At 71.7% G+C, this 25,382-nt stretch carries 26 protein-coding genes; 11 read left to right on the top strand and 15 right to left on the bottom strand.

What is annotated here, in order from left to right:
- Positions 1 to 19 precede the first annotated feature (19 nt).
- From ABEB12_RS32630 to ABEB12_RS32615, 4 genes are read right to left on the bottom strand one after another with little or no spacing between them, the layout of a single operon-like run.
- On the bottom strand, positions 20 to 823 hold the full coding sequence (locus ABEB12_RS32630) for an ESX secretion-associated protein EspG (RefSeq protein WP_185063507.1): 804 nt from the start codon (positions 821 to 823) through the stop codon (positions 20 to 22).
- Positions 820 to 2,103, bottom strand: a complete 1,284-nt coding sequence (locus ABEB12_RS32625; RefSeq protein ID WP_185063506.1) for a hypothetical protein — start codon at positions 2,101 to 2,103, stop codon at positions 820 to 822. Before ABEB12_RS32625 ends, ABEB12_RS32630 begins: the two co-directional genes overlap by 4 nt.
- A gap of 12 nt (positions 2,104 to 2,115) precedes the next feature.
- Positions 2,116 to 2,679 (bottom strand): DUF3558 domain-containing protein, encoded by a 564-nt coding sequence (locus ABEB12_RS32620; protein ID WP_345703358.1) that lies wholly within the window; start codon positions 2,677 to 2,679, stop codon positions 2,116 to 2,118.
- A gap of 20 nt (positions 2,680 to 2,699) precedes the next feature.
- Positions 2,700 to 3,086: a hypothetical protein gene (locus ABEB12_RS32615; protein ID WP_185063504.1), complete on the bottom strand. Its 387-nt coding sequence runs from the start codon at positions 3,084 to 3,086 to the stop codon at positions 2,700 to 2,702.
- 177 nt (positions 3,087 to 3,263) lie between these two features.
- Between ABEB12_RS32615 and ABEB12_RS32610 the strand changes: the two genes are divergently transcribed.
- Positions 3,264 to 5,642 (top strand): molybdopterin cofactor-binding domain-containing protein, encoded by a 2,379-nt coding sequence (locus tag ABEB12_RS32610; protein ID WP_185063503.1) that lies wholly within the window; start codon positions 3,264 to 3,266, stop codon positions 5,640 to 5,642.
- A gap of 49 nt (positions 5,643 to 5,691) precedes the next feature.
- Here the strand turns inward: ABEB12_RS32610 and ABEB12_RS32605 are convergent, their stop codons facing one another.
- Complete coding sequence (locus tag ABEB12_RS32605) at positions 5,692 to 6,738, bottom strand: hypothetical protein (RefSeq protein WP_185063502.1); 1,047 nt, start codon at positions 6,736 to 6,738, stop codon at positions 5,692 to 5,694.
- A 127-nt stretch (positions 6,739 to 6,865) separates the two neighbouring features.
- On the opposite strand from ABEB12_RS32605, the gene ABEB12_RS32600 reads away from it, so the two are divergent.
- From ABEB12_RS32600 to ABEB12_RS32580, 5 genes are all read left to right on the top strand, one after another.
- Positions 6,866 to 8,158, top strand: coding sequence for a cytochrome P450 (locus tag ABEB12_RS32600; protein WP_185063501.1), 1,293 nt, complete (start codon positions 6,866 to 6,868; stop codon positions 8,156 to 8,158).
- A gap of 8 nt (positions 8,159 to 8,166) precedes the next feature.
- Positions 8,167 to 9,447, top strand: coding sequence for a cytochrome P450 (locus ABEB12_RS32595; protein ID WP_185063500.1), 1,281 nt, complete (start codon positions 8,167 to 8,169; stop codon positions 9,445 to 9,447).
- A gap of 95 nt (positions 9,448 to 9,542) precedes the next feature.
- Complete coding sequence (locus ABEB12_RS32590; RefSeq protein ID WP_185063499.1) at positions 9,543 to 10,163, top strand: Fe-Mn family superoxide dismutase; 621 nt, start codon at positions 9,543 to 9,545, stop codon at positions 10,161 to 10,163.
- Between the two features lie 535 nt (positions 10,164 to 10,698).
- On the top strand, positions 10,699 to 12,114 hold the full coding sequence (locus ABEB12_RS32585) for a selenium-binding protein SBP56-related protein (RefSeq protein WP_185064587.1): 1,416 nt from the start codon (positions 10,699 to 10,701) through the stop codon (positions 12,112 to 12,114).
- Positions 12,115 to 12,159: 45 nt separating this feature from the next.
- Complete coding sequence (locus ABEB12_RS32580) at positions 12,160 to 13,686, top strand: AMP-binding protein (RefSeq protein ID WP_185063498.1); 1,527 nt, start codon at positions 12,160 to 12,162, stop codon at positions 13,684 to 13,686.
- Here ABEB12_RS32580 and ABEB12_RS32575 read toward each other — a convergent pair.
- Together ABEB12_RS32575 and ABEB12_RS32570 are read right to left on the bottom strand one after the other, a co-directional pair.
- Entirely contained in the window at positions 13,649 to 14,152 is a 504-nt protein-coding gene (locus tag ABEB12_RS32575) for a hypothetical protein (protein ID WP_221498463.1), read from the bottom strand. The genes ABEB12_RS32580 and ABEB12_RS32575 overlap by 38 nt on opposite strands.
- Before the next feature lie 53 nt (positions 14,153 to 14,205).
- Positions 14,206 to 14,916 carry a TetR/AcrR family transcriptional regulator gene (locus ABEB12_RS32570; protein ID WP_345703333.1) on the bottom strand — a complete coding sequence of 237 codons (711 nt, stop codon included), beginning with the start codon at positions 14,914 to 14,916 and terminating at the stop codon, positions 14,206 to 14,208.
- 121 nt (positions 14,917 to 15,037) lie between these two features.
- Between ABEB12_RS32570 and ABEB12_RS32565 the strand changes: the two genes are divergently transcribed.
- Together ABEB12_RS32565 and ABEB12_RS32560 are read left to right on the top strand one after the other, a co-directional pair.
- A complete protein-coding gene (locus ABEB12_RS32565; RefSeq protein WP_221499036.1) occupies positions 15,038 to 15,691 on the top strand; it encodes a TetR/AcrR family transcriptional regulator C-terminal domain-containing protein in 654 nt (217 codons plus the stop codon).
- Positions 15,692 to 15,706: 15 nt separating this feature from the next.
- Positions 15,707 to 16,471: a crotonase/enoyl-CoA hydratase family protein gene (locus ABEB12_RS32560; protein WP_185066236.1), complete on the top strand. Its 765-nt coding sequence runs from the start codon at positions 15,707 to 15,709 to the stop codon at positions 16,469 to 16,471.
- A gap of 1 nt (position 16,472) precedes the next feature.
- On the opposite strand, the gene ABEB12_RS32555 is transcribed toward ABEB12_RS32560, so the two are convergent.
- Genes ABEB12_RS32555 through ABEB12_RS32535 form a run of 5 tightly spaced genes read right to left on the bottom strand, consistent with a single transcriptional unit; the run spans position 16,473 to position 20,705 of the window.
- A complete protein-coding gene (locus ABEB12_RS32555; RefSeq protein ID WP_185066237.1) occupies positions 16,473 to 17,192 on the bottom strand; it encodes an alpha/beta fold hydrolase in 720 nt (239 codons plus the stop codon).
- A gap of 9 nt (positions 17,193 to 17,201) precedes the next feature.
- Positions 17,202 to 17,591, bottom strand: coding sequence for a pyridoxamine 5'-phosphate oxidase family protein (locus ABEB12_RS32550; RefSeq protein WP_185066238.1), 390 nt, complete (start codon positions 17,589 to 17,591; stop codon positions 17,202 to 17,204).
- 19 nt (positions 17,592 to 17,610) lie between these two features.
- A complete protein-coding gene (locus ABEB12_RS32545) occupies positions 17,611 to 17,988 on the bottom strand; it encodes a DUF4282 domain-containing protein (protein WP_185066239.1) in 378 nt (125 codons plus the stop codon).
- Positions 17,989 to 18,024: 36 nt separating this feature from the next.
- Entirely contained in the window at positions 18,025 to 18,555 is a 531-nt protein-coding gene (locus ABEB12_RS32540) for a DUF4232 domain-containing protein (protein WP_185066240.1), read from the bottom strand.
- Entirely contained in the window at positions 18,552 to 20,705 is a 2,154-nt protein-coding gene (locus ABEB12_RS32535) for a S9 family peptidase (protein WP_221499037.1), read from the bottom strand. The genes ABEB12_RS32540 and ABEB12_RS32535 overlap by 4 nt, the downstream gene beginning before the upstream one ends.
- Positions 20,706 to 20,827: 122 nt before the next feature.
- On the opposite strand from ABEB12_RS32535, the gene ABEB12_RS32530 reads away from it, so the two are divergent.
- Positions 20,828 to 21,406: a TetR family transcriptional regulator gene (locus tag ABEB12_RS32530; protein WP_185066242.1), complete on the top strand. Its 579-nt coding sequence runs from the start codon at positions 20,828 to 20,830 to the stop codon at positions 21,404 to 21,406.
- Positions 21,407 to 21,411: 5 nt separating this feature from the next.
- Here ABEB12_RS32530 and ABEB12_RS32525 read toward each other — a convergent pair whose 3' ends face one another.
- The 3 genes from ABEB12_RS32525 to fbaA all read right to left on the bottom strand — a co-directional run bounded on the left by ABEB12_RS32525 (position 21,412) and on the right by fbaA (position 24,504).
- Positions 21,412 to 22,656, bottom strand: a complete 1,245-nt coding sequence (locus ABEB12_RS32525; RefSeq protein ID WP_185066243.1) for a GNAT family N-acetyltransferase — start codon at positions 22,654 to 22,656, stop codon at positions 21,412 to 21,414.
- Between the two features lie 359 nt (positions 22,657 to 23,015).
- Positions 23,016 to 23,426 carry a DUF3151 family protein gene (locus ABEB12_RS32520; protein WP_185066244.1) on the bottom strand — a complete coding sequence of 137 codons (411 nt, stop codon included), beginning with the start codon at positions 23,424 to 23,426 and terminating at the stop codon, positions 23,016 to 23,018.
- Positions 23,427 to 23,472: 46 nt separating this feature from the next.
- A complete protein-coding gene (gene fbaA, locus ABEB12_RS32515) occupies positions 23,473 to 24,504 on the bottom strand; it encodes a class II fructose-bisphosphate aldolase (protein WP_185066245.1) in 1,032 nt (343 codons plus the stop codon).
- Between fbaA and ABEB12_RS32510 the strand changes: the two genes are divergently transcribed.
- Both ABEB12_RS32510 and ABEB12_RS32505 read left to right on the top strand, forming a co-directional pair.
- Positions 24,503 to 25,159, top strand: coding sequence for a SigE family RNA polymerase sigma factor (locus tag ABEB12_RS32510; RefSeq protein WP_185066246.1), 657 nt, complete (start codon positions 24,503 to 24,505; stop codon positions 25,157 to 25,159). The two genes, fbaA and ABEB12_RS32510, sit on opposite strands and share 2 nt — an antisense overlap.
- Positions 25,160 to 25,184: 25 nt before the next feature.
- On the top strand, positions 25,185 to 25,346 hold the full coding sequence (locus ABEB12_RS32505; protein WP_185066247.1) for a hypothetical protein: 162 nt from the start codon (positions 25,185 to 25,187) through the stop codon (positions 25,344 to 25,346).
- Positions 25,347 to 25,382: the final 36 nt, after the last annotated feature.

Here is a 25,382-nt window from a genome sequence, read left to right as displayed (position 1 = left end):
GACGCGACCGAGCGCAGATCTACGGGGTGAGGAGGTCCTCGGCGAGGCGGGGCAGCCGCTGGTGGTCCAGCGGGCACACCGTGAGCGTCCCCCCGAACGCGTCCGGCCTCCGCAGCTGGAGGTAGTAGCCGGCCGGAGTGCCGTGGAAGCCGATCACCCACGGGGACAGCCTCAGCCCGGACTCCGTGCGCACCGCGCCGCCCAGCTGGCCGACCACCTGGATGTCGGCGCACATGCGCGCCCACCCGGTGGCGTCCAGCTTGGTCACGCCGCGCGCCACCAGGCCGTCCACCACGGTCCACAGCGAGCCGTCCTCGGCCGCCGCGCAGGCCTGGTCGAACGCCTCCACCGGCAGGTTGACCGGCCGGCCGGGTCCGGGTCGCGCGCTGGTGCCGCCGAGCAGCCCGACCACCTCGGGCACCAGCCGGGCCGGGCGGATCTCCCGCACCCGGGCACCCTCGGCCCGACGGGTCACCAGTGCGCCGTGCCCGTCACGCGCCGCGCCCACGGCGACCTGCGCGCCGTGCCGGTCGCCCTCGACGTGCAGGTCCAGCCGGAGATCCGGGTCGGCCAGGATGCGCAGTGGACGGGCCACCAGCTCGTGCACCTGGCCGTCCGGGGAGGCCAGTCCCCGGCGGCGGAGCGTGGCCAGCACCGTGGTCAGGATCTCCCGCCGCTCCGTCCAGGTGCGGCCCGGGCTGGGCAGGCGCAGCACGGGCAACGGGTCACCCAGGCCCAGCAGCTCCCAGCAGGCGTCCAGCTCGACGGGGGCCAGCGGCACCGAGTCCGGCGGATGGGCCGGCGGATGGGCCGGCGCGCTCACCGGCCACCCCACGGCTCACCGTCCCGCACGCCGATCACCGGCGGCACCTCGTCCTCGAACTCCACCAGGAACGGCTCGTCACTGGGCAGGAACACGTTGTTGCGGTGCTCGCGCTCCTCGGGCTTCCCGCCGCCGCCGGACATCCCGGCCATCGGCATTCCGCCCGCTCCGACCGGCGGTCCACCTCGCCCCGGCCCGGTGCCCGGCGGCGTCCCCGCGCCTCCGGCCGGCGTCGGCTCGGCGACCCCTCGCCCCCGGGGAAGCTGCGGATCATCGAACGCTCCTGGTCCTCCAGGCGGCCGGCCGGGCACCCCGAGGTCGCCCGGCTTGAACGGGTTCTTGGGACCGCTCGGAGCGGTGGACCGGTGCGGACCGGTGCCCGGCACGGGCGGGATCGACGGGCCGCCGGGCGGGCTCGGTCGCCCCGGCACGTTCGGCCCTCCCGGTCCGTTCGGCCGTCCCGATCCGTTCGGCCGGGGGTTGTTCGTCCCGGTGCCGTTCGTCCTAGGGCCGCTCTGGCGTGGGGGTGGCCCCGCCGGCGGCACGGTGGGCACGCCACTGGGCGGGCTGCCCGAGCTAGCCGGCGGTCCGCCCGGGCTGGCGGGCCCGCCGCCGGTAGGGCTTCCGGGCGAATTCTGCGCGGACTGCGTACCCGGGCTGCCGGGAGTTGGACCCGGCTCCGGCCCGCGCTCGCCCACGGACGCGAGCACGGTGGGCGGCGGCGCGGTCCGCGGAAACCCCGCCACCTCGGCGACCGTGCTCGCCTGGTGCGCGTAGAGGGCGTCGTTGGCGATCTTGTCCCGGCGGGCCTCTTCGAGCAGCCGCTTGCGATAGTCCGACTGCGGCGACGCCGCCTTCGCCGCGTCGCTGGCCCCCCAGTTGATCGCGTCGACCGCTCCGTCCAGGGTGCTGCCCCAGAACGAGTTCTCCCCGACGTCCACCGGCGGCGGGATCTTCGGCGCCATCTGGTCGAACGAACGGCCGTAGCGGTCCACCCGGCCGCCGCCGGTCTGGCCGCTGAGCTGCCCGTGCTTGGTCCAGGAGGCGAGGTTGGTCAATGCCCCGGAAGCCGAGTCGGCCGCCCCGCCCAGCCAGTCCACCCTGAGCTGCCCCAGCCCCTTGCCGAGCGTCGTCTCGGACTCGCCGTACATGCCGGCCAACCGCTCCAGGATCTGCGTGCCGACCCGCACCGCGCCCGCCCCGGGTTGCTGGTGCACCCAGCGGTACTTCTCCGCCAGTTGGAAGCCCTCCCAGCGGTAGTCCGTGAACTCGCCCGGCATAGCTCCCCCCGCTCAGCCCGTTCTGGCCAACAACCGCCGCATCACGTCCTCCGCCGCCACATGCGCCTTCTCACACAACATCGCATGACTAACCCCCGGCAGGTCCCCCAGGTCATTGCTCACCATCACCAGCAAGCTCTGCCCCTCAGCCACATCAATCGCCACGATGCATTCGTGCTCCGGATCGTTGAATGTTCCAACGGTGTCTGCGGCAGCGAATCCGGCGATACGGGTTGGCCGCGCCCCGACGCTCCGCAAGTAGTAACTAATAGGCCTGTTCGACACAGTGGCGATCGTCAGGGCGATGGTTTGCGGGTCACCCAACGGGTTGGACCAGGCGCATGCCACTTGACCCGGGTTGGCCGCATTCGCGTCGATCCGTCGCTGCTGATCACCGACTCCTAGCTGCGCAAGCGCGTCTCGATTAGCTAGGGTGCAAGGATCGAGCTGATCAACTCGAACCTCTCGTGGCCGCGAGGCTTGGACTGGTGTCGCCCCGGCGCTACCGGAGTGAGGTTTGGCCGAAGGTACCGAACCGCAGCCAACGACTACCAACGCGAGTAAAGCCAAAACCACAAGCGAAACCCGCTGGGGCCTCACGGACGAACTCCTTGATCACGGGGCTTGAATGACGCTCGGATATCTGCCTCGGTAAACCCATAGGAGGAAGCCATCCGACCTAGCTCCTCGCCGACCTCGCGCAGCCGCTTTCCATAGAGGCCAGCTTGATCCAGCTCATGGCCAATGCGCCGATTGAACGCCTCCGCAGCTTGCGGCGAGAGCGGATCATCTCCGCACAGGCCGACTCCGCCGCCGACAACTCCCACTCGACGCAATCCTTCAAGTATCCGTAGTACACGTTCCGATTCCTGAAGGAAGATGGCGCGGACCTTGAGGATGTTTTCGGGGGTTACTTGCATGCGGACGTGGTTGAGCGCCGCTTGCATGCGGTCCGGGCTGGCGCCGTCCCCGACGAGTTGCATGGAGATCACGGTAGCGCCCGCCGACGGCGTACGTGGGCGGTTTGAGGAAATCCCGCCGCCCGCATTTTACCCCTCGGGGAAACCGATTGCTCGGGCAACGGAGCAAGTCCGCCCGACCGGAGTCAACCAAGGCCAAGCCCTCCCCCGACCCAGCAGAACCGGAGTAGGCTCCGTTTTATGGCTGGCTCTCTGTTGGGTACCGAGGTGCGCCGCGTCGAAGATCCGGAGCTGATGCGCGGCGAGGGCACCTACGTGGACAATCTCAAACTCGACCTGGCAACTCCCGTGCTGCACCTGGCGTTCGTGCGCTCCCCGCTGCCCCACGCCCGGATCACCGGCATCGACACCTCCGAAGCGAGCAAACAACCCGGCGTGGTGGCCGTCTACACCGCCGAAGACCTGAACCTCCCGGCGCACCACGCGTTCGTGCCGGTGAACGACGTTTGCCGGCGGCCGCCGCTGGCCACCGGCAAGGTCCGGTTCGTCGGCGACATCGTGGCCGCCGTGATCGCCGAGACCAAGGCGAACGCGATGGACGCGGTCGAGCTGGTCGAGGTGGACTACGACCCGCTGCCCAGCGCTACCGACCCGGAGCTCGCGCTGGCCGAGGGCGCGACGCCGCAGTTCGAGGAGCTGGGTTCCAACCTGGCCGCCGGGATGCGCTCCGACCCGGCCGAGGACCCGCTGGAAGGCGCCGAGGTGGTCGTCCGGGCTCGGCTGGAGAACCAGCGGCTCGCGGTGGTGCCCATGGAGGGCAACGCGATCATCGCGGTCCCCGGCGAGGACACCGACGAGCACGAGCTGACCGTGTACATCTCCACCCAGATGCCGCACGCCTGGCAGGGCATGGCCGCCGGGCTGTTCGGCATTCCCAAGGAGAAGGTCCGGGTGATCGCGCCGCACGTCGGCGGCGGGTTCGGCGGCAAGGCCGGGGTGATGGCGGAGCACACCGTGGCGGTGGCGGCCGCGCGCGCCCTCAAGAAGCCGGTGAAGTGGGCGGAGACCCGCTCGGAGAACATGGTCGCCATGCCGCACGGCCGGGCGATGGTGCAGTACGCCGAGCTGGGCCTCAAGCGGGACGGCACGATCACCGGGCTGCGCATCCGGGTGATCGGGGACGCGGGCGCGTACGCCGGGTTCGGCGGGGCGCTGGCGGTGGGGCCGGCCTACGCCATGGCGCCGGGGGTCTACCGGATCCCGAAGATCGGCTACGACGTGGCGGTGGCGGTCACCAACACCACCCCGGTCGGCGCGTTCCGAGGGGCCGGGCGGCCGGAGGCGGCCGCGCTGCTGGAGCGGGTGATGGACCTGGCCGCCGTCGAGCTGGACCTGGACCCGGCCGAGCTGCGCCGGAGGAACTTCCTGCCCGCCGACGAGTTCCCGCTGACCACCGTGGTCGGCACCGCCTACGACAGCGGCGAGTACGAGCGCGCGCTGGACGAGGCGCTGCGCATCTCGGAGTACCAGAAGCTCCGCGAGGAGCAGCGGCGCCGACGCGACGCCAAGGAACGCCGCCAGCTGGGCATCGGGATCAGCAGCTACGTGGAGATCACCGCCGGCGGCGGGGCGCAGGAGTGGGGTTCGGTGACCGTGCACGAGGACGGCACGGCCACCGCCGCCGCCGGCACCTCCGGGCACGGCCAGGGCCACCCGACCTCGTTCGCCATGCTGGTCAACGACCGGCTGGGCATCCCCATGGAGAAGATCCGCTACGTCCAGTCGGACACCGCCGTGGTGCCGCGCGGCGGCGGCACCGGCGGTTCCCGTTCGCTGCAGCTCGGTGGGAGTGCCATCTACGGCGCGGCCGGCATCGTGCTGGACAAGGCGCGCGAGCTGGCCGCCGAGCTGCTGGAGGCCTCGCCGGACGACATCCAGGTCACCGACGACGGCGGACTGGGCGTCAAGGGCGTGCCGGACCGGGAGCTGAGCTGGGCGCAACTGGCCACCCATGCCCAGGAGCGCGGCGAGCCGCTGGCCGCCGAGTGGGACTTCGACCAGGGAAAGGCCACCTTCCCGTTCGGCGCGCACGTGGCCGTGGTCGAGGTGGACACCGACACCGGGTTCGTCACCCCGCTGCGGCACTTCGCGGTGGACGACTGCGGCCGGGTGCTGAACCCGCTGATCGTGCGCGGGCAGCAGCACGGCGGGATCGCCCAGGGCATCGCGCAAGCGCTGTGGGAGCACTACCGCTTCGACGCCGACGGCAACCCGACCACCGCGACCCTGGCCGACTACACGATTCCCACCGCCGCCGATCTGCCGCCGTACCAGGTCGCCAGCACCGAGACCCCGACGCCGTACAACGCGCTCGGCGCCAAGGGCATCGGCGAGGCGGCCACCATCGGGGCCACCCCGGCGGTGCAGAACGCGGTGGTGGACGCGCTGGCCCACCTCGGCGTGCGGCACGTGGACATGCCGTGCACCCCGGAGCGGGTCTGGCGGGCGATCCAGGCGCCCGGCAACGGCCAGGCCGACCTGTGGCGCGAGCCGCCGGCGATCTTCCAGACCCTGCCCATCCGCGGTCAGGGACCGGATCTGGAGACCGCCGACATCTAAAGACTCGTGAGTGATTTGTATGGCCAGAGCCATACAAATCACTCACGAGTCAGAAGGTGTGAACCGCGAGGACCTGCCAACCCCGGTCCCGGCGCAGCTCGAGGGCGGACATCTGGAGGTCCATCCAGAAGTCTGGCATCTCGCCGGTGTAGGCGCCGTCCATCTGCCCGGCCGGGGTTGCCGGGTCGAACTCGCGGTCGGCCAGCGTCTTGCTCGGGCGCAACCCGGACAGCGCCTCGGCGGCGGCGGCCCGGTCGGGTTTCGGGGTGAGCGCCTGGCCGAACGCCTTGGCGATCTCCAGGCCGAACGGGTTGGCCCGCCGGCCGGAAAGCACCGCCCATTCGCTGCGCAGCCACAGCTCGGCCAGCCGGATCCGGCCCCGCCCGCCGACGAAGAACCGCAGCACCACGGAGTTCTGGAAGTCACCGGCCAGGACGGTCACCTCGTCGCCGTCCCGGGAAACCTCGCGCAGCTGGAAGTGCTGCCACAGGTCGGTGTCGGCCAGCTCCTGGAAACGCACCGCGCCGCCGTCGCCGTACACCTCGAACCACCGGCTGGGCTGCACCAGCACGCCGACCAGCACCCGCTCCAGCTCGTACGGGCGGACCGCCCACTTGCCCCGGCCGTACTCCTCGGCGGCCACCCCGGCGGCGTTCTGCCCCTCGCGCAGCGTGGTCTCGCCGGGTGTGGGGTCGGCGTAGACGATCCGGTCGTCCACCAGCTCGAGCAGCTGCAGGAAGTTGCCGGCGACGCCGTCGTGCACCAGCAGCACGGGCCGCACCCCGCCGAGCAGCGTCCAGAACCGCCGGATGATGTCCGCGACCGGCAGCTCCACCGCCACCGGGATGCCGTGGGTGTCTCGCGGCGAGCAGCGCCCGGCCGCGTGCACGCAGACCATGGGCATGGCCAGCCGCCGGGACAGCGTCTCCCAGCCCTGGCTGAGTAACCCGCCGGGCCGGCTGGCGTGCCGTTCCGGTTCCTCGCGACGCAGCCGAACGGCCAGTTCGGCCAGTTCCTCCAACGGCGTCCGCGCCACGGCGGCCGTCTCCGTTCCCTGATCTATCTGCTCGGCGTCTTCCCAGGTCTCCGCGCCCACGCCCCGAAGCTACCGCGCGAGCGAAAGCATGACCATCCCCACACGGCCGTCGGCGCGGCGCACAAACCTGCGTGACCGAAACACTGGGATTACCGTCCACGATGACTAAGTCATTGAGAGGACAATGATGACCATTGAGCACACACTCAACCCGGACCAGGGTTACCAGTTAGGCATCATCAATTTCTGGCGCGCGCCGGAGGCGGACCGGCAGGCCGCGTTCGCCCGGCTGCGGGCCGGTGAGGTGACCAACTGGTTCTCCATCAACCAACCCCCGCTGCTGGGTGACCGCAGACCGAACGCGTGGGCGCTGACCCGGCACGCCGAGGTCACCGAGGCCAGCCGGCGGGCCGACCTGTTCAGCAGCGAGCCGGCGGCCAACTCGTTCATCGACCTGCCGGGCTTCCTGAACACCTTCCTCGGCTCGATGATCAACATGGACGACCCGAGGCACTCGCACATCCGCCGCCTGGTGGCGCGCTCGTTCACCCCGAAGATCCTGGCCAAGATGGAGGAGGACCTGCGCCAGCGCGCCGCCACGGTGGTGGACGACGTGATCGCGCAGGGGCCGACGGACTTCGTCACCCAGATTGCCGCCCGGCTGCCCACCGAGGTCATCTGCACCATGTTGGGCGTCCCGCTGAAGCACCGGGACGACATCGTGCGGTGGACCAACCAGACCCTGGGCTTCCTCGACCCGGAGTACAACGGCGGCATCACCCGGTTCAACAACGACACCCGGGTGATCGACTCGCTCCGGGTGGGCAAGAACCTGGCCGGCGCCGGGCTGCGGCTGTTCCGGCTGGCGCACAAGTTAGCCAGGCAGCGCGCCAAGAACCCGGGCGAGGACCTGATCTCCCTGCTGGTCGCCGCCCAGGACGGGGACAACCTGTCCGCGCAGGAGTTCGCCTCGTTCTTCCTGCTGCTGGTGGTGGCCGGCAACGAGACCACCCGCAACGCGCTGTCCCACGCGGTGCACCTGTTCACCCAGCACCCCGACCAGCTGCGGCTGCTGATGGCCGACTTCGACGGGCGCATCGGCGGGGCGATCGAGGAGATCGTCCGGTTCAGCACGCCGGTCATCCAGTTCCGCCGGGACGTCACCCGGGACTGCGAGTTCCACGGGCGCAACTACCGGGCCGGCGACAAGGTCATTCTTTTCTACAACTCGGCCAACCGGGACGAAACGGTTTTCGCCAACCCGAACCGGTTCGACATCACCCGCTCGCCCAATCCGCACGTGGGTTTCGGCGCCCCCGGCGTGCACTACTGCCTGGGCGTTCACCTGGCCCGCCGGGAGATGACGGTCATGCTGCGGGAGCTCTACACTCGCCTGCCCAACCTGCGCACCACCGGCGAGCCCGAGCGCCTGGTGTCGTTCTTCATCAACGGGATCAAGCACCTGCCGTACACCTACTGAGGGGACGCATGAAGGTCGACGACCGGACGGGCTACGAGCTCGCGCACGCCGCGTTCTGGGCCGCGCCGGAGGCGGAACGACTGGCCGCGTTCGCCCGGATCAGGGCGGGCGAGGCGACCCACCACTTCCGGATCCCCCAGGCGCCGCTGTTCCGCGACGGCCGGCCCGACGCGTACGCGCTGGTCAGCCACGCCGAGGTGAGCGAGGCCAGCCGGCGGGCGGATTTGTTCAGCAACGAGCCGTCGGCCAACGCGCTGCTCGACCTGCCCCGGTTCATGGCCACCACCTTCGGCTCCATGATCAACATGGACGACCCCCGGCACGCGCACATCCGCAAGATCGTGGCGCGCTCGTTCACGCCGAAGGTGCTGGCCAAGACCGAGGAGGACCTGCGCCGGCGGGCCGCCGCGATCGTGGACGAGATCCTCGCCGACGGGCCGACCGACTTCGTCACCCAGGTCGCCGCCCGGCTGCCCACCGAGGTCATCTGCGACATGCTGGGCATCCCGGAGTCCTACCGAGCGAACATCCTGCCCTGGACCAACCACATCCTCGGCTTCGGCGACGCGGAGTACAACGGTGGCGTCACCCGGCTGAACGGGGACGCCCGGCTGATCGACTCGCTGCGCACGTCGAAGGTCATCATGGGCGCCGGGCTGCGGCTGTACCGGCTGGCCAACAAGCTGGCCAAGGAACGGGTCAGGCGGCCGACCGACGACGTCACCTCGCTGCTGGTCGCCGCCCAGGGCGAGGAGAACCTGACCGCGCAGGAGTTCGGCTCGTTCTTCGTGCTGCTGGTGGTGGCCGGCAACGAGACCACCCGCAACGCGCTGTCCCACGCGGTGCACCTGTTCACCGGGCACCCGGACCAGTTGGAACTGCTCATGGCCGACTTCGAGGGGCGGATCGGCGGCGCGGTGGAGGAGATCGTGCGGTACTCCACGCCGGTGATCCAGTTCCGCCGGGACGTCACCGAGGACTGCTCGTTCCACGGTCACGAGTACCGGGCCGGCGACAAGGTGGTGCTGTTCTACAACTCGGCCAACCGGGACGAAACGGTCTTCCCCGACCCGGACCGGTTCGACATCACCCGCTCGCCCAACCCGCACGTCGGCTTCGGCGGCCCCGGCCCGCACTACTGCCTGGGCGCACACCTGGCCCGCCGGGAGCTGACCGTGATGCTGCGTGAGCTGTACACCCGGATGCCCGGGCTGCGCACGGTCGGCGAGCCGGAGCGGCTGTGCTCCTACTTCATCAACGGCATCAAGCACATGACCTACCAGTACTGAGTTCGGCCGGTGGCGCGGTCGCAACGCGCCGTGCTCTGGCGTACTGTCGCAAATATCTGGCAACTGCGAACTATAAGCATTGAGGGAGTCACGGGATGGCGGAGTACGTCCTGCCGGAACTGGACTACGACTACGGCGCGCTCGAACCCGCGATCAGCGGCGAGATCATGGAGCTGCACCACAGCAAGCACCACGCGACCTACGTCAAGGGCGCCAACGACGCGCTGGAGAAGCTGGGCAACGCGCGGGCCTCGGGCGACTACGGCCCCATCGTGGGCGTGCAGAAGTCGCTGGGGTTCAACCTCGCCGGGCACGCGAACCACACGGTCTTCTGGAAGAACCTGACGCCGGTCTCGAGTTCGGGCTCGCCGGACGGCGAGCTGGCGGCGGCCATCGACCAGGACTTCGGCTCGTTCGACAAGCTGCGCGAGCACATGACGGCGGTGTCCACCACCATCCAGGGCTCCGGCTGGGGCGTGCTGGCGTGGGAGCCGATCGGGCAGAAACTGATCGTGCAGCAGCTGTACGACCACCAGTCCAACCTGTCCATTTCGTCCCATGCACTACTCATGTTCGACATGTGGGAGCACGCCTTCTACCTCCAGTACCGCAACGTGAAGGCGGACTACGTGAAGGCGCTGTGGACGGTGGTCAACTGGGCCGACGTGGCCGAGCGGTTCGCCGCGGCCCGGGCGGCGAGCACGGTTTCCGTTTAGCTTCTCGAACTCCGCGCGTGGTGATCGTTCCGACAAATCGACCACTGTGCGCGGCGCGGGAGCCCCGCCGTTGTGACACGGCCCAGGCGGGGCTCCCGCTTCTTTGGCTGTCGGTTGGGTCGGGTGCAGGTCTAAAGACAGCTTGGACGGCGTGTCTGGGGTTGTCGGCCGGTTAGGTACGGCCCGTTGCGTTTTGGATCGGCGCCCGCTTCGTCACCGATCACGCGCAGTGATGTGGGGTGATCGCTGTTTCTGGTGATTTAGCCTCGATTTTCGACGCTGTAGCGCCACAGACAGCGATCACCCCACATTCGCCGCCCCAAGCCCGGCCGGCCGGGGCACAATCACCGGCTATTGACTACCGTCAGCAATCAGGCCAACCGCCCCGCCCGCCCCAAACGCACCGGGCCGCACCCAAGCCTGAAACACCCCAAGCCGCGCCGTCCAAGTCGTCTTTACAACCGACACCCCCTCAAAAGTGACCTAGCTCACATCTGGTGGCCGCCCGGGAACCGGGGTTGGTTGGGTGACGACTATGTCTGGCCAGCCGATGGATCCCACTTTCTACCGCTCCCCGGCCGAAGCAGCGGCCGCGCCGGCGGAGAAGCTCGCCTACCTCGTCGCGTTCGACCGGGCGGCGGAGAAACCCGACGCGCTGGCCGTGCTGGACACCGACCCGGAGTCGACCAGCTACGGGCGGATCGTCGGCTGGACCGACCTGCCGACCACCGGCGAGGAGCTGCACCACTTCGGCTGGAACGCCTGCTCCTCGGCGCTGATGCACGAGGGCCACGACCACGGCGCCGAGGGCCTGCAGCGGCGCTACCTGCTGCTTCCCGGGCTGCGCGGCTCGAACATCCACGTGTACGACACCCAGCCCGACCCGACCCAGCCCAAGCTGGTCAAGACGATCACCGGCGAGGAGCTGGCGGAGAAGGCCGGCTACTCCCGGCCGCACACCCTGCACTGCGGGCCGGACGGGCTGTTCCTGTCCTGCCTCGGCGGTGCCAACGGCGCCGACGGGCCGGGCGGAATCGCGCTGCTCGACCACTCCAGCTTCGACGTACTGCGCGCCTGGGAGACCGACCGGGGACCGCAGTACCTGGCCTACGACGCCTGGTGGCACCTGCGGCACAACACGCTGGTCACCAGCGAGTGGGGCACCCCGTCGATGGTGGAGAACGGGGTCGACCCGGAGCTGCTGCTGTCCAACCAGTACGGCCACAAGCTGCACTTCTGGGACCTGGCCAAGGGCATCCACCAGCAGGAGGTGGACCTGGGCGCCGAGCACCAGATGGCGCTGGAACTGCGCCCGGCCCACGACCCGGAGGCCACCTGGGGCTTCGTCGGCGTGGTCATCTCCACCGCCGACCTGTCCGCCTCGGTGTGGCGCTGGCACCGGGACGACGCCACCGGTTCCTGGAAGGCCGACAAGGTGATCACCATCCCGGCCGAGCCGGCGTCCGAGGACGAGCTGCCGCCGGCGCTGAAGCCGTTCAAGGCGGTGCCGCCGCTGGTCACCGACATCAACCTGTCCGTCGACGACCAGCGGCTGTACGTGTCCTGCTGGGGCACCGGCGAGCTCAAGCAGTACGACGTGTCCGACCCCTCGGCCCCGAAGGAGATCGGCTCGGTGCGCCTGGGCGGGATCGTGCGGCGGGCCGCGCACCCGGCCGACCCGGGGCAGGCGCTGTCCGGCGGGCCGCAGATGGTCGAGGTCAGCCGGGACGGCAAGCGGGTCTACCTGACCAACTCGCTGTACGGCGCCTGGGACGACCAGTTCTACCCGGACGGCGTGGGCGCCTGGGCGGCCAAGCTGGACGTCTCGGACGACGGGCTGACCGTGGACCCCCGGTTCTTCCCCAACGGCGACGAGTTCCGCGGCCTGCGGGCGCACCAGGTCCGGTTGCAGGGCGGCGACGCGTCCTCCGACTCGTACTGCTACCGCTGAGTTCTCCCAGAGCGGGACGCGCCGCCGGCAGGCATGCTGGTAAGCATGGCTAACCAGTTCGCGAATTATGGGCTCGGCGCGTTCGTCACGGCGGGGGGCACGCCGGTCGGGGTCGGGTTGGACGCGCTGGCCGATGCCGAGCCGGACCGGCCGGCGGTGACCTGTCGGGACGTCACGCTCAGCCGGGCGGAGCTGCGCCGGCGCAGCAACCGGTTGGCGCACGAGCTGGCCCGGCGCGGGGTCGGGCCGGGCGACCTGGTGACCATCGGGCTGCCCAACGACGTGGAGTTCTACGTCGCCGTGGTGGCCGCGTGGAAGCTGGGCGCGACCCCGCAGCCGGTCTCCGCCCGGCTCCCCCGGGCCGAGCTGGACGAGCTGATCAAGCTGGCCGACTCCCCGGTGGTGATCGGACTGGACGCCGGGCCGGACCGGGAGTGGCTGCCGCCCGGGTTCGAGCCGGCGCCGGACGACACCCCGCTGGAGCCGGCCACGCCGCCGTCCTGGAAGGCGCCCACCTCGGGCGGCAGCACCGGCCGGCCGAAGATCATCGTGGCCGGCGGGGCCGGCACCGTGGAGGTGATCACCGCGCGCGCCGGGGCGCTGCGTATCGCCCCCGACGAGGTCTTCCTGGTCACCGCGCCGCTCTACCACAACGCGCCCTTCCTGTTCTCCCTGGTCGCGCTGGTGCAGGGCGGGCACGTGGTGGTGATGCCCCGGTTCGACCCGGCGGACGTGCTGGCCCACGTGGCCCGGCACCGGGTCACCTGGCTGTACGCGGTGCCCACGCTGATGGGCCGGATGCTGCGGCTGCCGGCCGACGTCCGCGCCCAGGCCGACCTGAGCTCGGTGCGCACCCTGCTGCACGTCGGCGCCCCCTGCCCGGAACACGTGAAGCGCGGCTGGCTGGACTGGCTCGGGCCGTCCCGGGTCGTCGAGCTGTACGGCGGCACCGAGTCGATCGCGGTGTGCATGATCGACGGGGTGGAGTGGCTGCGCCGGCCGGGCTCGGTCGGCAAACCCAGCCACGGCGAGGTGTTGATCACCGACGAGGACGGCCGGCCGCTGCCGCCCGGTGAGGTGGGCGAGGTGTGGCAGCGCCCGCCACCCGGGGTCACCACGTACCGGTACATCGGCGCGACGGCGCGGCGCCGGGACGGCTGGGAGTCGCTCGGCGACATGGGCCGCCTGGACACCGACGGCTACCTGTACCTGGCCGACCGGCGCGAGGACATGATCCTGGTGGGCGGCGCGAACGTGTACCCGGCCGAGGTGGAGGCGGCCCTGGAGGCGCACCCTGCGGTCGGCTCGGCGGCGGTGATCGGCCTGCCGGACGAGGACCTGGGCAACACGGTGCACGCCATCGTGCAGCTCACCTCGCCGGCAACCGACGACGAGCTGCGCGAGCACCTGGGCGCCCGGCTGGCCCCCTACAAGCTGCCGCGCGGCTTCGAGCGCAGCACCACCCCGCTGCGCGACGACGCCGGCAAGATCCGCCGCTCCGCGCTGCGTAGCGCCCGCCTCGGCGGCGCCCGGCTCAGCGGCCCGGGAGCAGGTGGCCGAGCAACAGCTTGATCGCCAGCACCGGGGTCAGCCAGAGCAGCGCGACGGGGATGGTCACGCTGGTCAGGCAGATGGCGATGGTCAGCACGGTGACGCTGAACGCGATCGGCCGGCGCACGTCCTCCGGCGCCGCGACCACGACCAGCCCGCCGGCCACCGCCATGGCGTAGGTCAGGCCGGCGGCCAGCCAGCTGTAGCCGGGCACCACCAGCGCCACCAGGAACACGTGGATGTTCCCGGCGACGAACAGCATGCGCTTGCCCGCCGACCGGCCCGGCCCGTGGAACAGCCGTTTGGCCGCCGCCGTGGCGTTCACCACCGCCCCGCCGAACAGGTCGAACGCCACCAGGCCGAGCACCACCACGGCCACCGGCTCGAACCGGCTCATCACCGCCAGCCACACCGCGAACGCGGCGCCGACCAGCGCGGTGAGGTAGCTGACCGCCAGTTCCGCCGAGCTCGCCCCAGGCGCGACCAACTGGTCGTTGAACCACCGCCCAACCCGGCGAACTGGGCCAGCGCTGCCTGCCGTCACCCGTGCGGGCCGTTCGCCGGCCGCGCCAGCGGCACCGAGTGCAGCAGCAGCCGCACCGAGTAGTCGGTCAGCTCCCGCTCGCCGACCTCCAGCGTGCCGTCCAGCCACCGGATGAACAGCTGGGACAGCGCGCCGATCAGCGCGGTGGCGGTCATCCGCTCGGCGGCGGGCGCCGTGCTCTGGCCGGCCGGCGCGGCTCCGTCGCCCGCGGCCCGTGCGGCCGGCGCGGCTCCGTGGCCGGCGGCCAGCTGAACCCGGATCAGCTCGGCGAACACCGGCATCAGCTCGGCCGCGCGGGCCGAGAGCACCGCGTCGGTCATCGGCGCGAGCAGCAACACCCGGCCCTTGCGCGGGTCGGCGGTCAGCTCGCCGAGGAACGCCTCCACCGCCGCGCGCGCGATCGCGGCCGGCTGGTCCGGCGGCCGGGCCGCCACAACCCCGGCCACCGCTTCGTTCAGCACGTCCCTGACCCGCTCCGCCACCTGGTCGTACACCGCGACCAGCAGCTCGTCCCGGTCGGCGAAGCTCTCGTAGAAGTACCGGTCGGTGAGCTTGGCGTGCCGGCAGACCGAGCGCACAGTCACCGCGCTGCCCTGCCCCGCGCCGCCCAGCAGCTCCAGCCCGACGTCCAACAGCGCGCGCCGCCGGGCGTCCCGGCGGGCGTCCAGGGTCGTGCCGCCCCAAACTTTCGGCGCACCCTGGGTCATCCGCGCCCTCCGTCACAACAAGGTGATTCAGTCACTTCAGCAGGGTGATTCAGTCACTTCCCGCGACCGTACCGTTCCACGGCGAAAGGCGGCTTTCCGCCCGGGGCCGTACGGTGTGCGGGTGACCAAATCCGCGGAGGGCACCATGCCCCGCACCGCGCTGACCAGGGAGCGGATCGTGCACGCCTCGGTCGACCTGATCGAGCGCGACGGGGCCGACGAGCTGTCCATGCGCCGGGTGGCGGCCGAGCTCGGCGTCGGCACCATGTCGCTGTACAACCACGTACCGAACAAGGCCGCCCTGCTGGACGCGGTGGCCGAGCACATCATGGCCGGCATGGTCTACGCGGACGACCCGGCGGTGGACTGGCGTGACCAGACCCGCACCCTGGCCCGCGCGTTCCGGGAGGTCGCCCGGCGCTACCCGCGCAGCGTGCAGCTGGTGATCACCCGGCAGCCCAAGTCCAGCGTGGGGTTGCAGTCCATGGAGATGGCGCTGGCCGCGGTGCGCACGGCGGGATTCGACGACCGGACGGCGGTTCAGTTGGTCCGCACCTTCGTCGCGTTCGTGCTGGGCAGCCTGATCAACGAGGTCTCGGTGAAGGAACGCGGCGCGCCGCCGGCCGAGTTCGCCAGCGAGCTGGAGCGGGCGCACTACACGAACGTGCGGGCGGTGTTGCCGATCCTGATGGTGCACGACCACGACAGCGACTTCGAGTTCGGCCTGGAACTGCTGATCAGCGCCATGGCGGCGCTGCCACGTAACACCCCATGAGCGAGGAGGACGCAGTTGTCCGACGAGGTACTCACCGAGCGGCGCGGCGCCGTGTTGATCGTGACCGTCAACCGGCCGGCCGCGCGAAACGCGATCAACGCGGCGGTTGCCCGCGGCATGGCCGACGCGATGGACGAGCTGGACGGTTCGCCCGAGCTGACCCTGGGCGTGCTGACCGGCGCCGGCGGGACGTTCTGCTCCGGCATGGACCTGAAGGCGTTCGTCACCGGCGAGCTGCCCTCACTGCCCGGCCGGGGCTTCGGTGGGGTCACCCAGGCGCCGCCACGCAAGCCGCTGATCGCCGCCGTGGAGGGCTACGCGCTGGCCGGCGGGTGCGAGCTGGTGCTGGCCTGTGACCTGGTGGTGGCGGCCGAGACGGCCAAGTTCGGCATCCCCGAGGCGAAGCGGGGCCTGGTCGCCGCCGCCGGCGGGCTGATGCGCCTGCAGCACCGCATCCCGCGCAACCTGGCCATGGAGCTGGCCCTCACCGGCGACTTCATTTCCGCGGCCGACGCGCACCGGTACGGGCTGGTCAACCGCTTGGTCCCGGAGGGCGGCGCACTGGACGCGGCGCTCGAGCTGGCCGGGAAGATCGCCGCCAACGGCCCGCTCGCGGTGGTCGCCTCCAAGCAGATCATCGTCGAGTCGGACGACTGGTCCAGCGAGGACATGTGGCGCCGCCAGGCGGTCATCGTCCAACCGGTGATGACCTCCGCCGACGCCACCGAAGGCGCCCGCGCCTTCGCCGAAAAACGCCCACCCAACTGGCAGGGCAAGTAGCTCAGCCGGCGATCGCGCGCACAACGGCCGGCCAGGCCGGGCTGAGGGGGTCGATCAGGGGGAAGTGGCCGGCGCCGGGCACGAGCACCGAGTCGGCGCCGGGGTGCGCGGCCAGGTAGTGGTCGACGAACTCCGGCGGGACCACGGCGTCCTCGTCGCCCTGGACCAGGGTGACCGGGGCGTCGGGGGCGGGCAGGCGCACCGGGTCCAGGTCGGCGCGCGGTTCCGGGTCGCCGCCGAGGAACGCCTCGACCGCGCCGTCGCCGAGGCGCTGCGCGTGCGCCCGGCGCAGGTCGGTGACGGCGGCCAGCGCGACCACCCGGGCGATGCCGGGCGCGGTGGTCGCCGCGCACAACGCGAGGTGTCCGCCCGCCGAGTGGCCGACCAGCACACTCGCCCGGCTGTGTCGGCCCGGGATCTCCCCCGGCACGGCGCCGATCGCGGCCAGCACGTCGGCGAGCGCGTCGTCCGGGCGGCCGGGGATTCGACGGTACTCGACGGCCGCGACCGTCCAGCCGTCGGCGCGCAGCGCGTTGGCCATCGGCCGGGAGTGGAGCCGGTCGATCGTCGGACGCCAGAAACCGCCGTGCACCAGCACGATCAGCGGACGCTCGGCGGCGTCGCCGGGCCAGACGTCGGCCACCTGGTCCGGATGGTCACCGAAACGGACCGTCAGGTCGGGCGCGGGCGCCTCTCGGCTGAGTACGGAACGGTCTTCCACCGAGGTCCCCTAGATCTTCAGTGGGATGCAGTCGGCGGGGCAGGCGCCCGGAGCGGCGGCCGGAGCGGCGGCCGCCGCCGGCTCCGGGGCGGGGCGGTGCAGGACGGCGCGGGTGGGGGTGACGGCGAGCAGCTCGCCGTCCAGTGCGCCTTGGCCGTCCACGATCAGGGAGTGACCACCGGGGTCGCGGGGCGGCCAGAGCAGCGTCACCGCCGGGTTGCCCGCGAGGTTGCCGAGGGTCCGCCGGCCGAGGTCGGGGACGCGCAGCCGGTCGCCGTCGAGCACCGGGGCCACCGCGACGACGTGCGACTTCCCGTCGCCGCCGACGGTGATCAGATACCCCGACCCGTATCCGCGCAGGGTCTCGGCCAGTTTGTGGGGCGGGACCTGGATGCTCACCCTCGAAGGATATGCGCGTTCAGCGCTCCTGGCCGTTTCCGCGGGGGCGGAACAGTCTCAGCCGGGGCATCTCGGCGGCGATGTGGTCGACGGTCTTCTCCAGCCGGGGCATCGCGGCGGTGACCTGCTCGGAGAGGTTGAAAATGGCCAGCGTGAGCTCGGCGATCACGCGCGCCGAGGCGACGACGCAGACCACCAGCACCGGGACGACCAGCAAGGCCAGCACCCCGAGCCACCAGGCGTGGGCGACCGCCGCGACGATCACCACCAACCCGAGCAGCGCGGTGAGCACGGCGACCGCCAGGTAGAGCGGCGGCAGCAGGGCCGGGGTCAGTCGGGTCCGGCCGAGCCCGTGCGGCAGCGCGCGCAATGCGGACAGCCATGATTGGTCGGACATAGCTGCTAACTATAGCAAGCAGTGCGCAAGCGCGGCTCAGCCGGGGATGAGCGACCTGATCCGCAGCCGGGGCTCGCCGACGTCCTTGGCGCAGGTGAGCATCGAGTCCATGGGCAGGAACACGGTGTTGCGCACCGGGTCGCCGGGACCGCCGTCCGGCCCGGGCAGCAGGATGCGCAGCCCCTTGCCCGGCACCGTGTGGCAGGCCTGCTCGTCGAACATGCCCGGGTTGACGGTCAGCATCGGGGCCAGCGCGGCGCCGCCGCGCGGGGCCAGGGTCACCACCGGCCCCAGGCCGCCCTCCCGCACCGCCGGGCGACCCAGCGGGGCATCGTTCTGCCCGATCTCCCGCACCTCCAGGAAACCCCGCAGCCGGCAGGGCGCGGAACCCCGGTTGACCAGGCTCAGCGTGGTGTCGGTCTTGCCCATGCCGCTGCCGCCCTGGTCCGGGCCGAGCTTCAGCTCCAGCCCGTTGGCCGCGCACCAGTCCACCGGGGCCACCTGAGCGGCGGCCACCCCGGACGCGCTCAGCAACAGCACACCGAGCAGCAACAGAAAACGGTTCACGATCCCCCCAATGCGGAACGCAGGAAGTCCACCTGCAACAGCAGCAGGTTCTCCGCGACCTCCTCCTGCGGCGTCATGTGTGTCACCCCGGACAGTGGTAGCACGCTGTGCGGCCGGCCGGCCGCAAGCAACGCTGAAGACAGTCTCAGGGTGTGCGCGGCCACCACGTTGTCGTCGACCAGACCGTGGATCAACAGCAGCGGCCGGGTCAGCGCCGCCGCATCCGACAGCAGCGAGGACCGCCGGTACGCCTCCGGGTCACCTTCCGGCGTGCCCAGGTAGCGCTCGGTGTAGTGCGTGTCGTACAGCGACCAGTCGGTGACCGGCGCGCCGGCCACCGCCGCGTGGAAAACGTCCGGCCGGCGCAGCACGGCCAGCGCGGCCAGGTACCCGCCGAACGACCAGCCCCGGATGCCCACCCGGCCCAGATCCAACACCCCGGGAAACGCCGCCGAGGCCGCCGACAGCGCGCTGACCTGGTCCTCCAGCACCGGCGTGGCCAGGTCCCGGTACACCGCGCGCTCGTAGGACGGCCCGCGCCCCGGCGTCCCCCGCCCGTCCGCGACCACCACCGCAAAGCCCTGGTCGGCGAACCACTGCGAGGTCAGGAACGCCGCCCGGCTGGCCAGCACGCGCTGCGCGTGCGGCCCGCCGTAGGGGTCCATCAGCACCGGCAGCGGGCCGTCCTCGGTCCGGTACCCGGTGGGCAGCAGCACCGCCACCCGGGGTTCCGGGCCCGCCGGCGGAGCCGGCATGGGGCGGGCGCCCAGTTCGGCGCCCGACGGAGACACAGCCGGCGGCAGGACCGTCACCCTGGGCGTCAGCCCGGGCGATTCGGCCAGCGACCGGACCGGCACCGAGCCGCCGTCCGACCAGTGCACCACCGCGCGCCCGCCGTCCCGGTCCAGGTCCTGGGCGACGATCACCGTGGTGTTCCCGCCCCGCCGCCCGCCGAACACACCGGGCGCCGGGGTGAGGCAGGTCAGCCCGTCACCGGGCCGGTAGGTCCACAGCCGCGACTCGGTGGCGTCCTCGCTGGCGCTGAACAGCACCGTGTCACCGTCGGTGTCCAGCACCGACCGCACCTTGAGCGTCGGCGGGGTAACCAGGGCACCGTCCACCACCAGCCGGCGGGCGTCATCGGCGTCGGTGGTCCACACCAGCGCACCGGAGGACAGGTACGCGGGCACCCCGGGCACGATGTCCACCCACCGGGGGTCGGCTTCGGTGAGGATCTCCACGCAGCCGCCGCTCACCGGGTCCACCCGCAGGAGCCGCAGCTCGCGCTGGTCCCGGGGCTGCACGGCGATCACCAGGCCGGCCGCGTCCCAGGTCACCGCGGCCAGGTAGGGCTCCGCCGGGCTGGACCGCCAGGCCACCTGGGTGCGCCGGCCGTCCTGGGCGAGCAGGTACAGCTCGGTGACCGCGTTGGGCGTGCCGGCGGCCGGGTAGGCCAGCGCGGCGGCCGGCTGTTCCGGGCGGGCCGGGTCGGCGATGTGCCAGCGGTGTACGGCGGCGTCGTCCACCCGGGCGACCAACAGCGCGTCACCGGTGGGCGACCACCAGTAGCCGCGCATCCGGCTCATCTCCTCGGCCGCCACGAAGTCGGCCAACCCGTAACGGACCGTCGGCGACTCCGGCTCGGCCAGCGCGGTGGACGTGCCGGTGGCCAGGTCGTACAGCCACAGCGCGCCCTCGCTCACGTAGGCGACCCTGGTGCCGGCCGGGTCCGGGCGAGGGTCGATCACCCCGGGCGGCCCTTCCACCGCGCGGGGCGACTCGCCGTCCTCGGCCAGCCGGGCCAGGTGCAGGCGCCCGGCCAGGGTGAACGCGGCCAGCGTCAGCCCGGCGTCACAGGCGTAGCCGACGATGCCGCCGGCCTGCTCGCGGGACCGCTCGCGGCGGGCCCGTTCCTCCGGCGGCAGGTTCGCCTCGTCGGCGCCGAGCGCGCGGGGATCGGCGACCAGCCGCTCCCCGCCGCCGTCCCTTTCCAGCACCCACAGGCAGGTCACCGGGTCGGTGCCGCCCTGGCTGCGCAGGAACGCCACCCTGGCGCCGTCCGGGGAGATCGTGAAACCGCGCGGCGCCCCCAGGGTGAACCGCCGGGTACGGGCCTGCAGGCGCGGGAAGCTCTCGCTCACGCGTGGCATCCTGCCCCATCGCCAGATCACGAAGTAATGGCGGCCGGTCACGATCCGTGTCAGGGTCAGCGGGCGTACCGGGCTCTCACTTACCCTGAGTAGGTGGTGACGGCGAACACCGACGAGTGCCCATGAGCGGACCCCGCGGCCAATCCCGCGAGCGCCTGCTCAACGCGGCCGTGCATTACCTGGGCACCCGAGGCATCAGCGATCTCTCGCTGCGCCAGCTCGCCGACGCGCTCGGCACCAGCCACCGCATGCTGATCTACCACTTCGGGTCCAAGGAAGGCCTGGTCACCGAGGTGCTCAACACCGTGGCCCGCTCCCAGCGGGCCTGGTGGACCCAGCTGCTCACCACGACCGAGGAGGAATGGCCGCGCCGGCTGTGGCGGGCCACCGCCGACCCGGCGCTGGAGCCGTACGCCCGGCTGTTCTTCGAGCTCTACGGTCACGCGCTGCAGGGGCGCGCGCCGGCCAGGACGCTGTTCGAGCAGGACATCGAGTACTGGCTGGAGTCGGCCGCCGCCGCACTGGTCGAGGCCGGGGTACCGGCCGACCGGGCGCGCGCGCTGGCCAGGCTGGCCGTGGCCACCGCACGCGGGCTCATGCTGGACCTGCTGGCCACCGGCAACCGGGCCGCCGTGGACGACGCGTTCGAGCTGTTCGTGGACTGGTACCGGCGGTCGATGACCCCGGCGGCCCGCGCCTGACGTGCCTACCGGCCGCCGCGCAGCAGTTCGCGCAGCCAGATCAGCACCTTCCGCCCGGCGGAACCGCGCCCGAGCACGTCATAACCGAACCGCACCACCCGCGACCCGATCAGCTCCACCGCCGGCGGGTACTCGAACACCTGGCCGCCGAACTTCACCTTGAACCGGTCCGGGCCGTCCAGCTGCTCCTGGTCCACGTCGCCGGGGTTCTCGGCCGTGGTCAGGGCGCGCACCGACTCGGCGTGCAACCCGCCGAAGTCGAAGTAGTGGAAGCCGTGCGCCTTGCCCCAGGAGATCGCCTCCCAGATCATCGCGCTGGCCACGTTCAGCTTGGCCGCCTCGGTGGACGTGCGGTCCAGGCCGGTGATGCGGCTCTTCAGCACGCCGCCGCAGCCGGTCATCAGCTCGGCGGCCACCGGAGCGCCGGAGACCTCGCCGATCAGCAGCACCACGTGCCCGCCCGGCTTGAGCGCCGCGTAGAGCGACTCCTGGTAGCTCAGCGGGAACGGGGTGAAGCCCTGGTACTCGGCGGTGCTGGCGGCCAGCCCGGTGAGCAGCGGGATGTCCCGCTCGTCGCCGACCCGCACCTTCACCCCGCGCTGCGGCCACTGCCTGGTCCAGGTGCGCAGCCGGCGGCTCAGGTTGCCGCGCAGCGCCTGCTCGTCCTGGGTGAGGTCCACCCGCATGGTGGCGGCCGGCGCGATGCCCGCGATGCCGCCCTGGGAGAACCGGAAACCCCGGCGCATCAGCTCGACCGCCACGTCGTCCGCGTGCGCCGGCGGCTGCACGAACAGCGCGGTGTGCCGGCGGGCGACCCCGGCCAGCGCGTCCAGCAGCTGGCTGAGGACGGTCTGCCGGATGCTGGTCAGCCGGTGCGCCACCACCGGCCCGTACGAGACATAACCCACCCGGAGCATCCCGGCGACCTTGCGCCGCAGGACCACGGCCCCGCCGAGCACCTCGTCACCGGAGACGGCCAGCACGTACAGCGGCTCGTACCCGGCCAGCCGGCGCAGGCCGGCCCAGCCGGACAGCTGCGCCACGTCGGTCTCCGGGGTGGCCGCGACCAGCGCGTCCCATCCGGCGAGCGGTCCCGGGTCCGGCTCGCCGGTCACGACGATCCGCAGCGCGGCCAGTAGGGCCTGCTCCTGCTCCCGGTCGTCCCCCTCGTGGACGGCCTCTGCCCGGGCGGCCGGGGCGGCCGGTGGTGCGCCGTCGACGGCGCACCGGGGCGTGGAGTGGACCTGCATCGTTCTGCAACGCATCCTTCGCTGGGTGGGAGGCCGGGCAGTTCAGCCGGCCGGTGGGTTTGACCGCCGAGGCTAGGCTTTTCGTTACCCCCCGCTGAGAAGTTGGTCGTCGGTTTGCGCCTTCTGGGGGGACAGGCACTCAGCCGAACGGACCAGTCCCCTAGGCACACAAGGTGACCAGGCCGCTCATCGGCGCCCGCTAAGTTACCGGAGCATTTCCCGCGGGGGCAGCGATCGACCTAAGACACCCTCAATCGGTTATCAGCCAACCGGACAAATTCCCTGGCCAAAACGAACTAAACCGGCCGACGGTAGAACAACCGTCAGCCAATCGTCAGGTAAGCACCCGCGAGGGTAGGTCAGGCGAGGCCCAGGGCGGCGGGGGCAGCGGGGTCGGAGTCGGCCAGGAAGTCGCGGCAGCGGATGGCCTCGTCCTGCTCGCCGATCGCCTCGGCGGCCCGGGACAGCGCGCCGAGCGCGCGCAGGAAACCCTGGTTCGGGCGGTGCGCCCACGGCACCGGGCCGAAGCCCTTCCAGCCGTTGCGGCGCAGCGCATCCAGGCCCCGGTGGTAACCGGTGCGGGCGAAGGCGTAGCCGGCGACGTTCTCCCCGGCGTCCAGCGCACGCTCGGCCAGCGCGGCCCACGGGGCGCTGGCGGCCGGGTGCGCGGCGGCCACGACCGCCGGGTCCTGCCCGGCGTCCAGCGCCTCCTCCACCGAAGGGTCGGAGGGCAGCAGGGTGGGCTCGGGGCCGAGCAGGTTGCCGTGCATGCCCCGGATTCTGCCTTACCGGCCGAACCCGGGGCTCACGAGCGCGTCAGCGCAGCTTGCGACCGGCGGAGTTCAGGTTCTGGCAGGCGGTGACGATGCGGTCGGCCATGGCGACCTCGGCGGCCTTGAGGTAGGAGCGCGGGTCGTACACCTTCTTGTTGCCGACCTCGCCGTCCACCTTCAGCACGCCGTCGTAGTTGGTGAACATGTGCGTGGCGATCGGGCGGGTGAACGCGTACTGCGTGTCGGTGTCCACGTTCATCTTCACCACGCCGTAGCCGACCGCCTCGGCGATCTCCTCCGGCAGCGAGCCGGAACCGCCGTGGAACACCAGGTCGAACGGCTTGGAGCCGGCCGGCAGGCCCAGCTTCGAGATGGCCACCTCCTGGCCCTGCTTGAGGATCTCCGGGCGCAGCTTCACGTTGCCCGGCTTGTACACGCCGTGCACGTTGCCGAACGTGGCGGCCAGCAGGTAGCGGCCCTTCTCCCCGCCGCCGAGCGCCTCGATGGTGCGCTCGTAGTCGCCCGGTGTGGTGTAGAGCTTCTCGTTGATCTCGTTGGCGACGCCGTCCTCCTCGCCGCCGACCACGCCGATCTCCACCTCAAGGATGATCTTGGCTTTGGCCGCGACGGCCAGCAGCTCCTCGGCGATGGCCAGGTTCTCGGTCAGCTCCACCGCGCTGCCGTCCCACATGTGCGACTGGAACAGCGGGTTCTCCCCGCGTGCCACCCGCTCCTGGGACACCGCGAGCAGCGGGCGGACGAACCCGTCCAGCTTGTCCTTCGGGCAGTGGTCGGTGTGCAGGGCCACGTTGACCGGGTACTTGTCGGCCACCACGTGCGCGAACTCGGCCAGCGCGACCGCGCCGACGGCCATCTCCTTCACCCGGGTCCCGGAGAGGAACTCCGCGCCGCCGGTGGACACCTGGATGATCCCGTCACTCTCCGCCTCGGCGAAGCCGCGCAGCGCGGCGTTCAGCGTTTCCGAAGAGGTCACGTTGATCGCCGGGAAGGCGTACTCACCCGCCTTGGCGGAGTCGAGCATCTGGTTGTAGACCTCAGGGGAAGCGATCGGCATGGGCCCAGTATCCCCCACCAACCGACGCCCGCAACGACTACGTGGCTACTCTCGGACCGTGACCACCGAGCGGAGCACCCAACCCGTTGAGGGACTGGTGCAGCGCACGCTGACTCGGCTGCGCAGTATCGACACGGCCGCGGTGCCCACCCAGCTCAAGGCCAAGACCCTGGCCGACCTGTACGCCGAGCACCGGGTGCGCCTGGTCCGGATGGCGGTACTGCTGGTGGACCAGCCGCAGACCGCCGAGGACGTGGTGCAGGAGGCCTTCGCCGGGCTGCACCGCAACTGGTCCGGGCTGCGCGACGAGTACGCCGCCCTCGCCTACCTGCGCACCGCCGTGGTCAACGGCTCCCGCTCGGTGCTGCGCCGCCGCCGCACCGCGCGCGAGTACGTCCCGCCGCACCAGGTCACCGCCCGTTCCGCCGAGTCCATGGCGATGCTGTCGGTCGAGCACCAGTCGGTGGTGGAGGCGCTGCGCGAACTTCCGGACCGCCAGCGCGAGGTGCTGGTGCTGCGCTACTACGGCGGCATGAGCGAGGCCCAGATCGCCGAGGCCGCCGGCATCAGCCGGGGCGCGGTCAAGTCCACCGCCAGCCGTGCGCTGGACGCGATGTCCAAGCTGATGGCCGAGCGGTCCGGATCGGTCCAGTAGAGGAGCCTCCCGAGATGAGCCCGAGATGAGCCAAGCCCACCCGCCGGGCACCCGCCGCCCCGCGCCGCCGCCCCGCCCGTTCCCGTTCGGCTGGGTGCTCACCATCGCGGTGCTGCTCGGCGCGCTGGTCGGTGTCGGCCTGGCCCTGGTCTCGATCCTCTCCCCCGGGACGCTGCCCACGTTCTGACCCGCGCCGGGCCGCGCGCGCGGGACCGGTACCGTG

The sequence above is a fragment of the Actinospineispora eucalypti genome, assembly GCF_039543365.1.
GTDB classification, from domain to species: domain Bacteria; phylum Actinomycetota; class Actinomycetes; order Mycobacteriales; family Pseudonocardiaceae; genus Pseudonocardia; species Pseudonocardia eucalypti.
The sequence above is the reverse complement of the archived record's forward strand: the minus strand, read 5'-3'. Positions and strand labels throughout refer to the sequence as shown.

Excerpts from the sequence above, each read along its gene's own strand:
- ABEB12_RS32625 (WP_185063506.1), bottom strand. The coding sequence starts at position 2,103 with ATGCCGGGCGAGTTCACGGACTACCGCTGGGAGGGCTTCCAACTGGCG.
- ABEB12_RS32615 (WP_185063504.1), bottom strand. The coding sequence starts at position 3,086 with ATGCAACTCGTCGGGGACGGCGCCAGCCCGGACCGCATGCAAGCGGCG.
- ABEB12_RS32610 (WP_185063503.1), top strand. The coding sequence starts at position 3,264 with ATGGCTGGCTCTCTGTTGGGTACCGAGGTGCGCCGCGTCGAAGATCCG.
- ABEB12_RS32600 (WP_185063501.1), top strand. The coding sequence starts at position 6,866 with ATGACCATTGAGCACACACTCAACCCGGACCAGGGTTACCAGTTAGGC.
- ABEB12_RS32595 (WP_185063500.1), top strand. The coding sequence starts at position 8,167 with ATGAAGGTCGACGACCGGACGGGCTACGAGCTCGCGCACGCCGCGTTC.
- ABEB12_RS32590 (WP_185063499.1), top strand. The coding sequence starts at position 9,543 with ATGGCGGAGTACGTCCTGCCGGAACTGGACTACGACTACGGCGCGCTC.
- ABEB12_RS32585 (WP_185064587.1), top strand. The coding sequence starts at position 10,699 with ATGTCTGGCCAGCCGATGGATCCCACTTTCTACCGCTCCCCGGCCGAA.
- ABEB12_RS32580 (WP_185063498.1), top strand. The coding sequence starts at position 12,160 with ATGGCTAACCAGTTCGCGAATTATGGGCTCGGCGCGTTCGTCACGGCG.
- ABEB12_RS32570 (WP_345703333.1), bottom strand. The coding sequence starts at position 14,916 with ATGACCCAGGGTGCGCCGAAAGTTTGGGGCGGCACGACCCTGGACGCC.
- ABEB12_RS32545 (WP_185066239.1), bottom strand. The coding sequence starts at position 17,988 with ATGTCCGACCAATCATGGCTGTCCGCATTGCGCGCGCTGCCGCACGGG.
- ABEB12_RS32535 (WP_221499037.1), bottom strand. The coding sequence starts at position 20,705 with ATGCCACGCGTGAGCGAGAGCTTCCCGCGCCTGCAGGCCCGTACCCGG.
- ABEB12_RS32530 (WP_185066242.1), top strand. The coding sequence starts at position 20,828 with ATGAGCGGACCCCGCGGCCAATCCCGCGAGCGCCTGCTCAACGCGGCC.
- ABEB12_RS32525 (WP_185066243.1), bottom strand. The coding sequence starts at position 22,656 with ATGCAGGTCCACTCCACGCCCCGGTGCGCCGTCGACGGCGCACCACCG.
- ABEB12_RS32520 (WP_185066244.1), bottom strand. The coding sequence starts at position 23,426 with ATGCACGGCAACCTGCTCGGCCCCGAGCCCACCCTGCTGCCCTCCGAC.
- ABEB12_RS32510 (WP_185066246.1), top strand. The coding sequence starts at position 24,503 with ATGGGCCCAGTATCCCCCACCAACCGACGCCCGCAACGACTACGTGGC.
- fbaA (WP_185066245.1), bottom strand. The coding sequence starts at position 24,504 with ATGCCGATCGCTTCCCCTGAGGTCTACAACCAGATGCTCGACTCCGCC.
- ABEB12_RS32505 (WP_185066247.1), top strand. The coding sequence starts at position 25,185 with ATGAGCCAAGCCCACCCGCCGGGCACCCGCCGCCCCGCGCCGCCGCCC.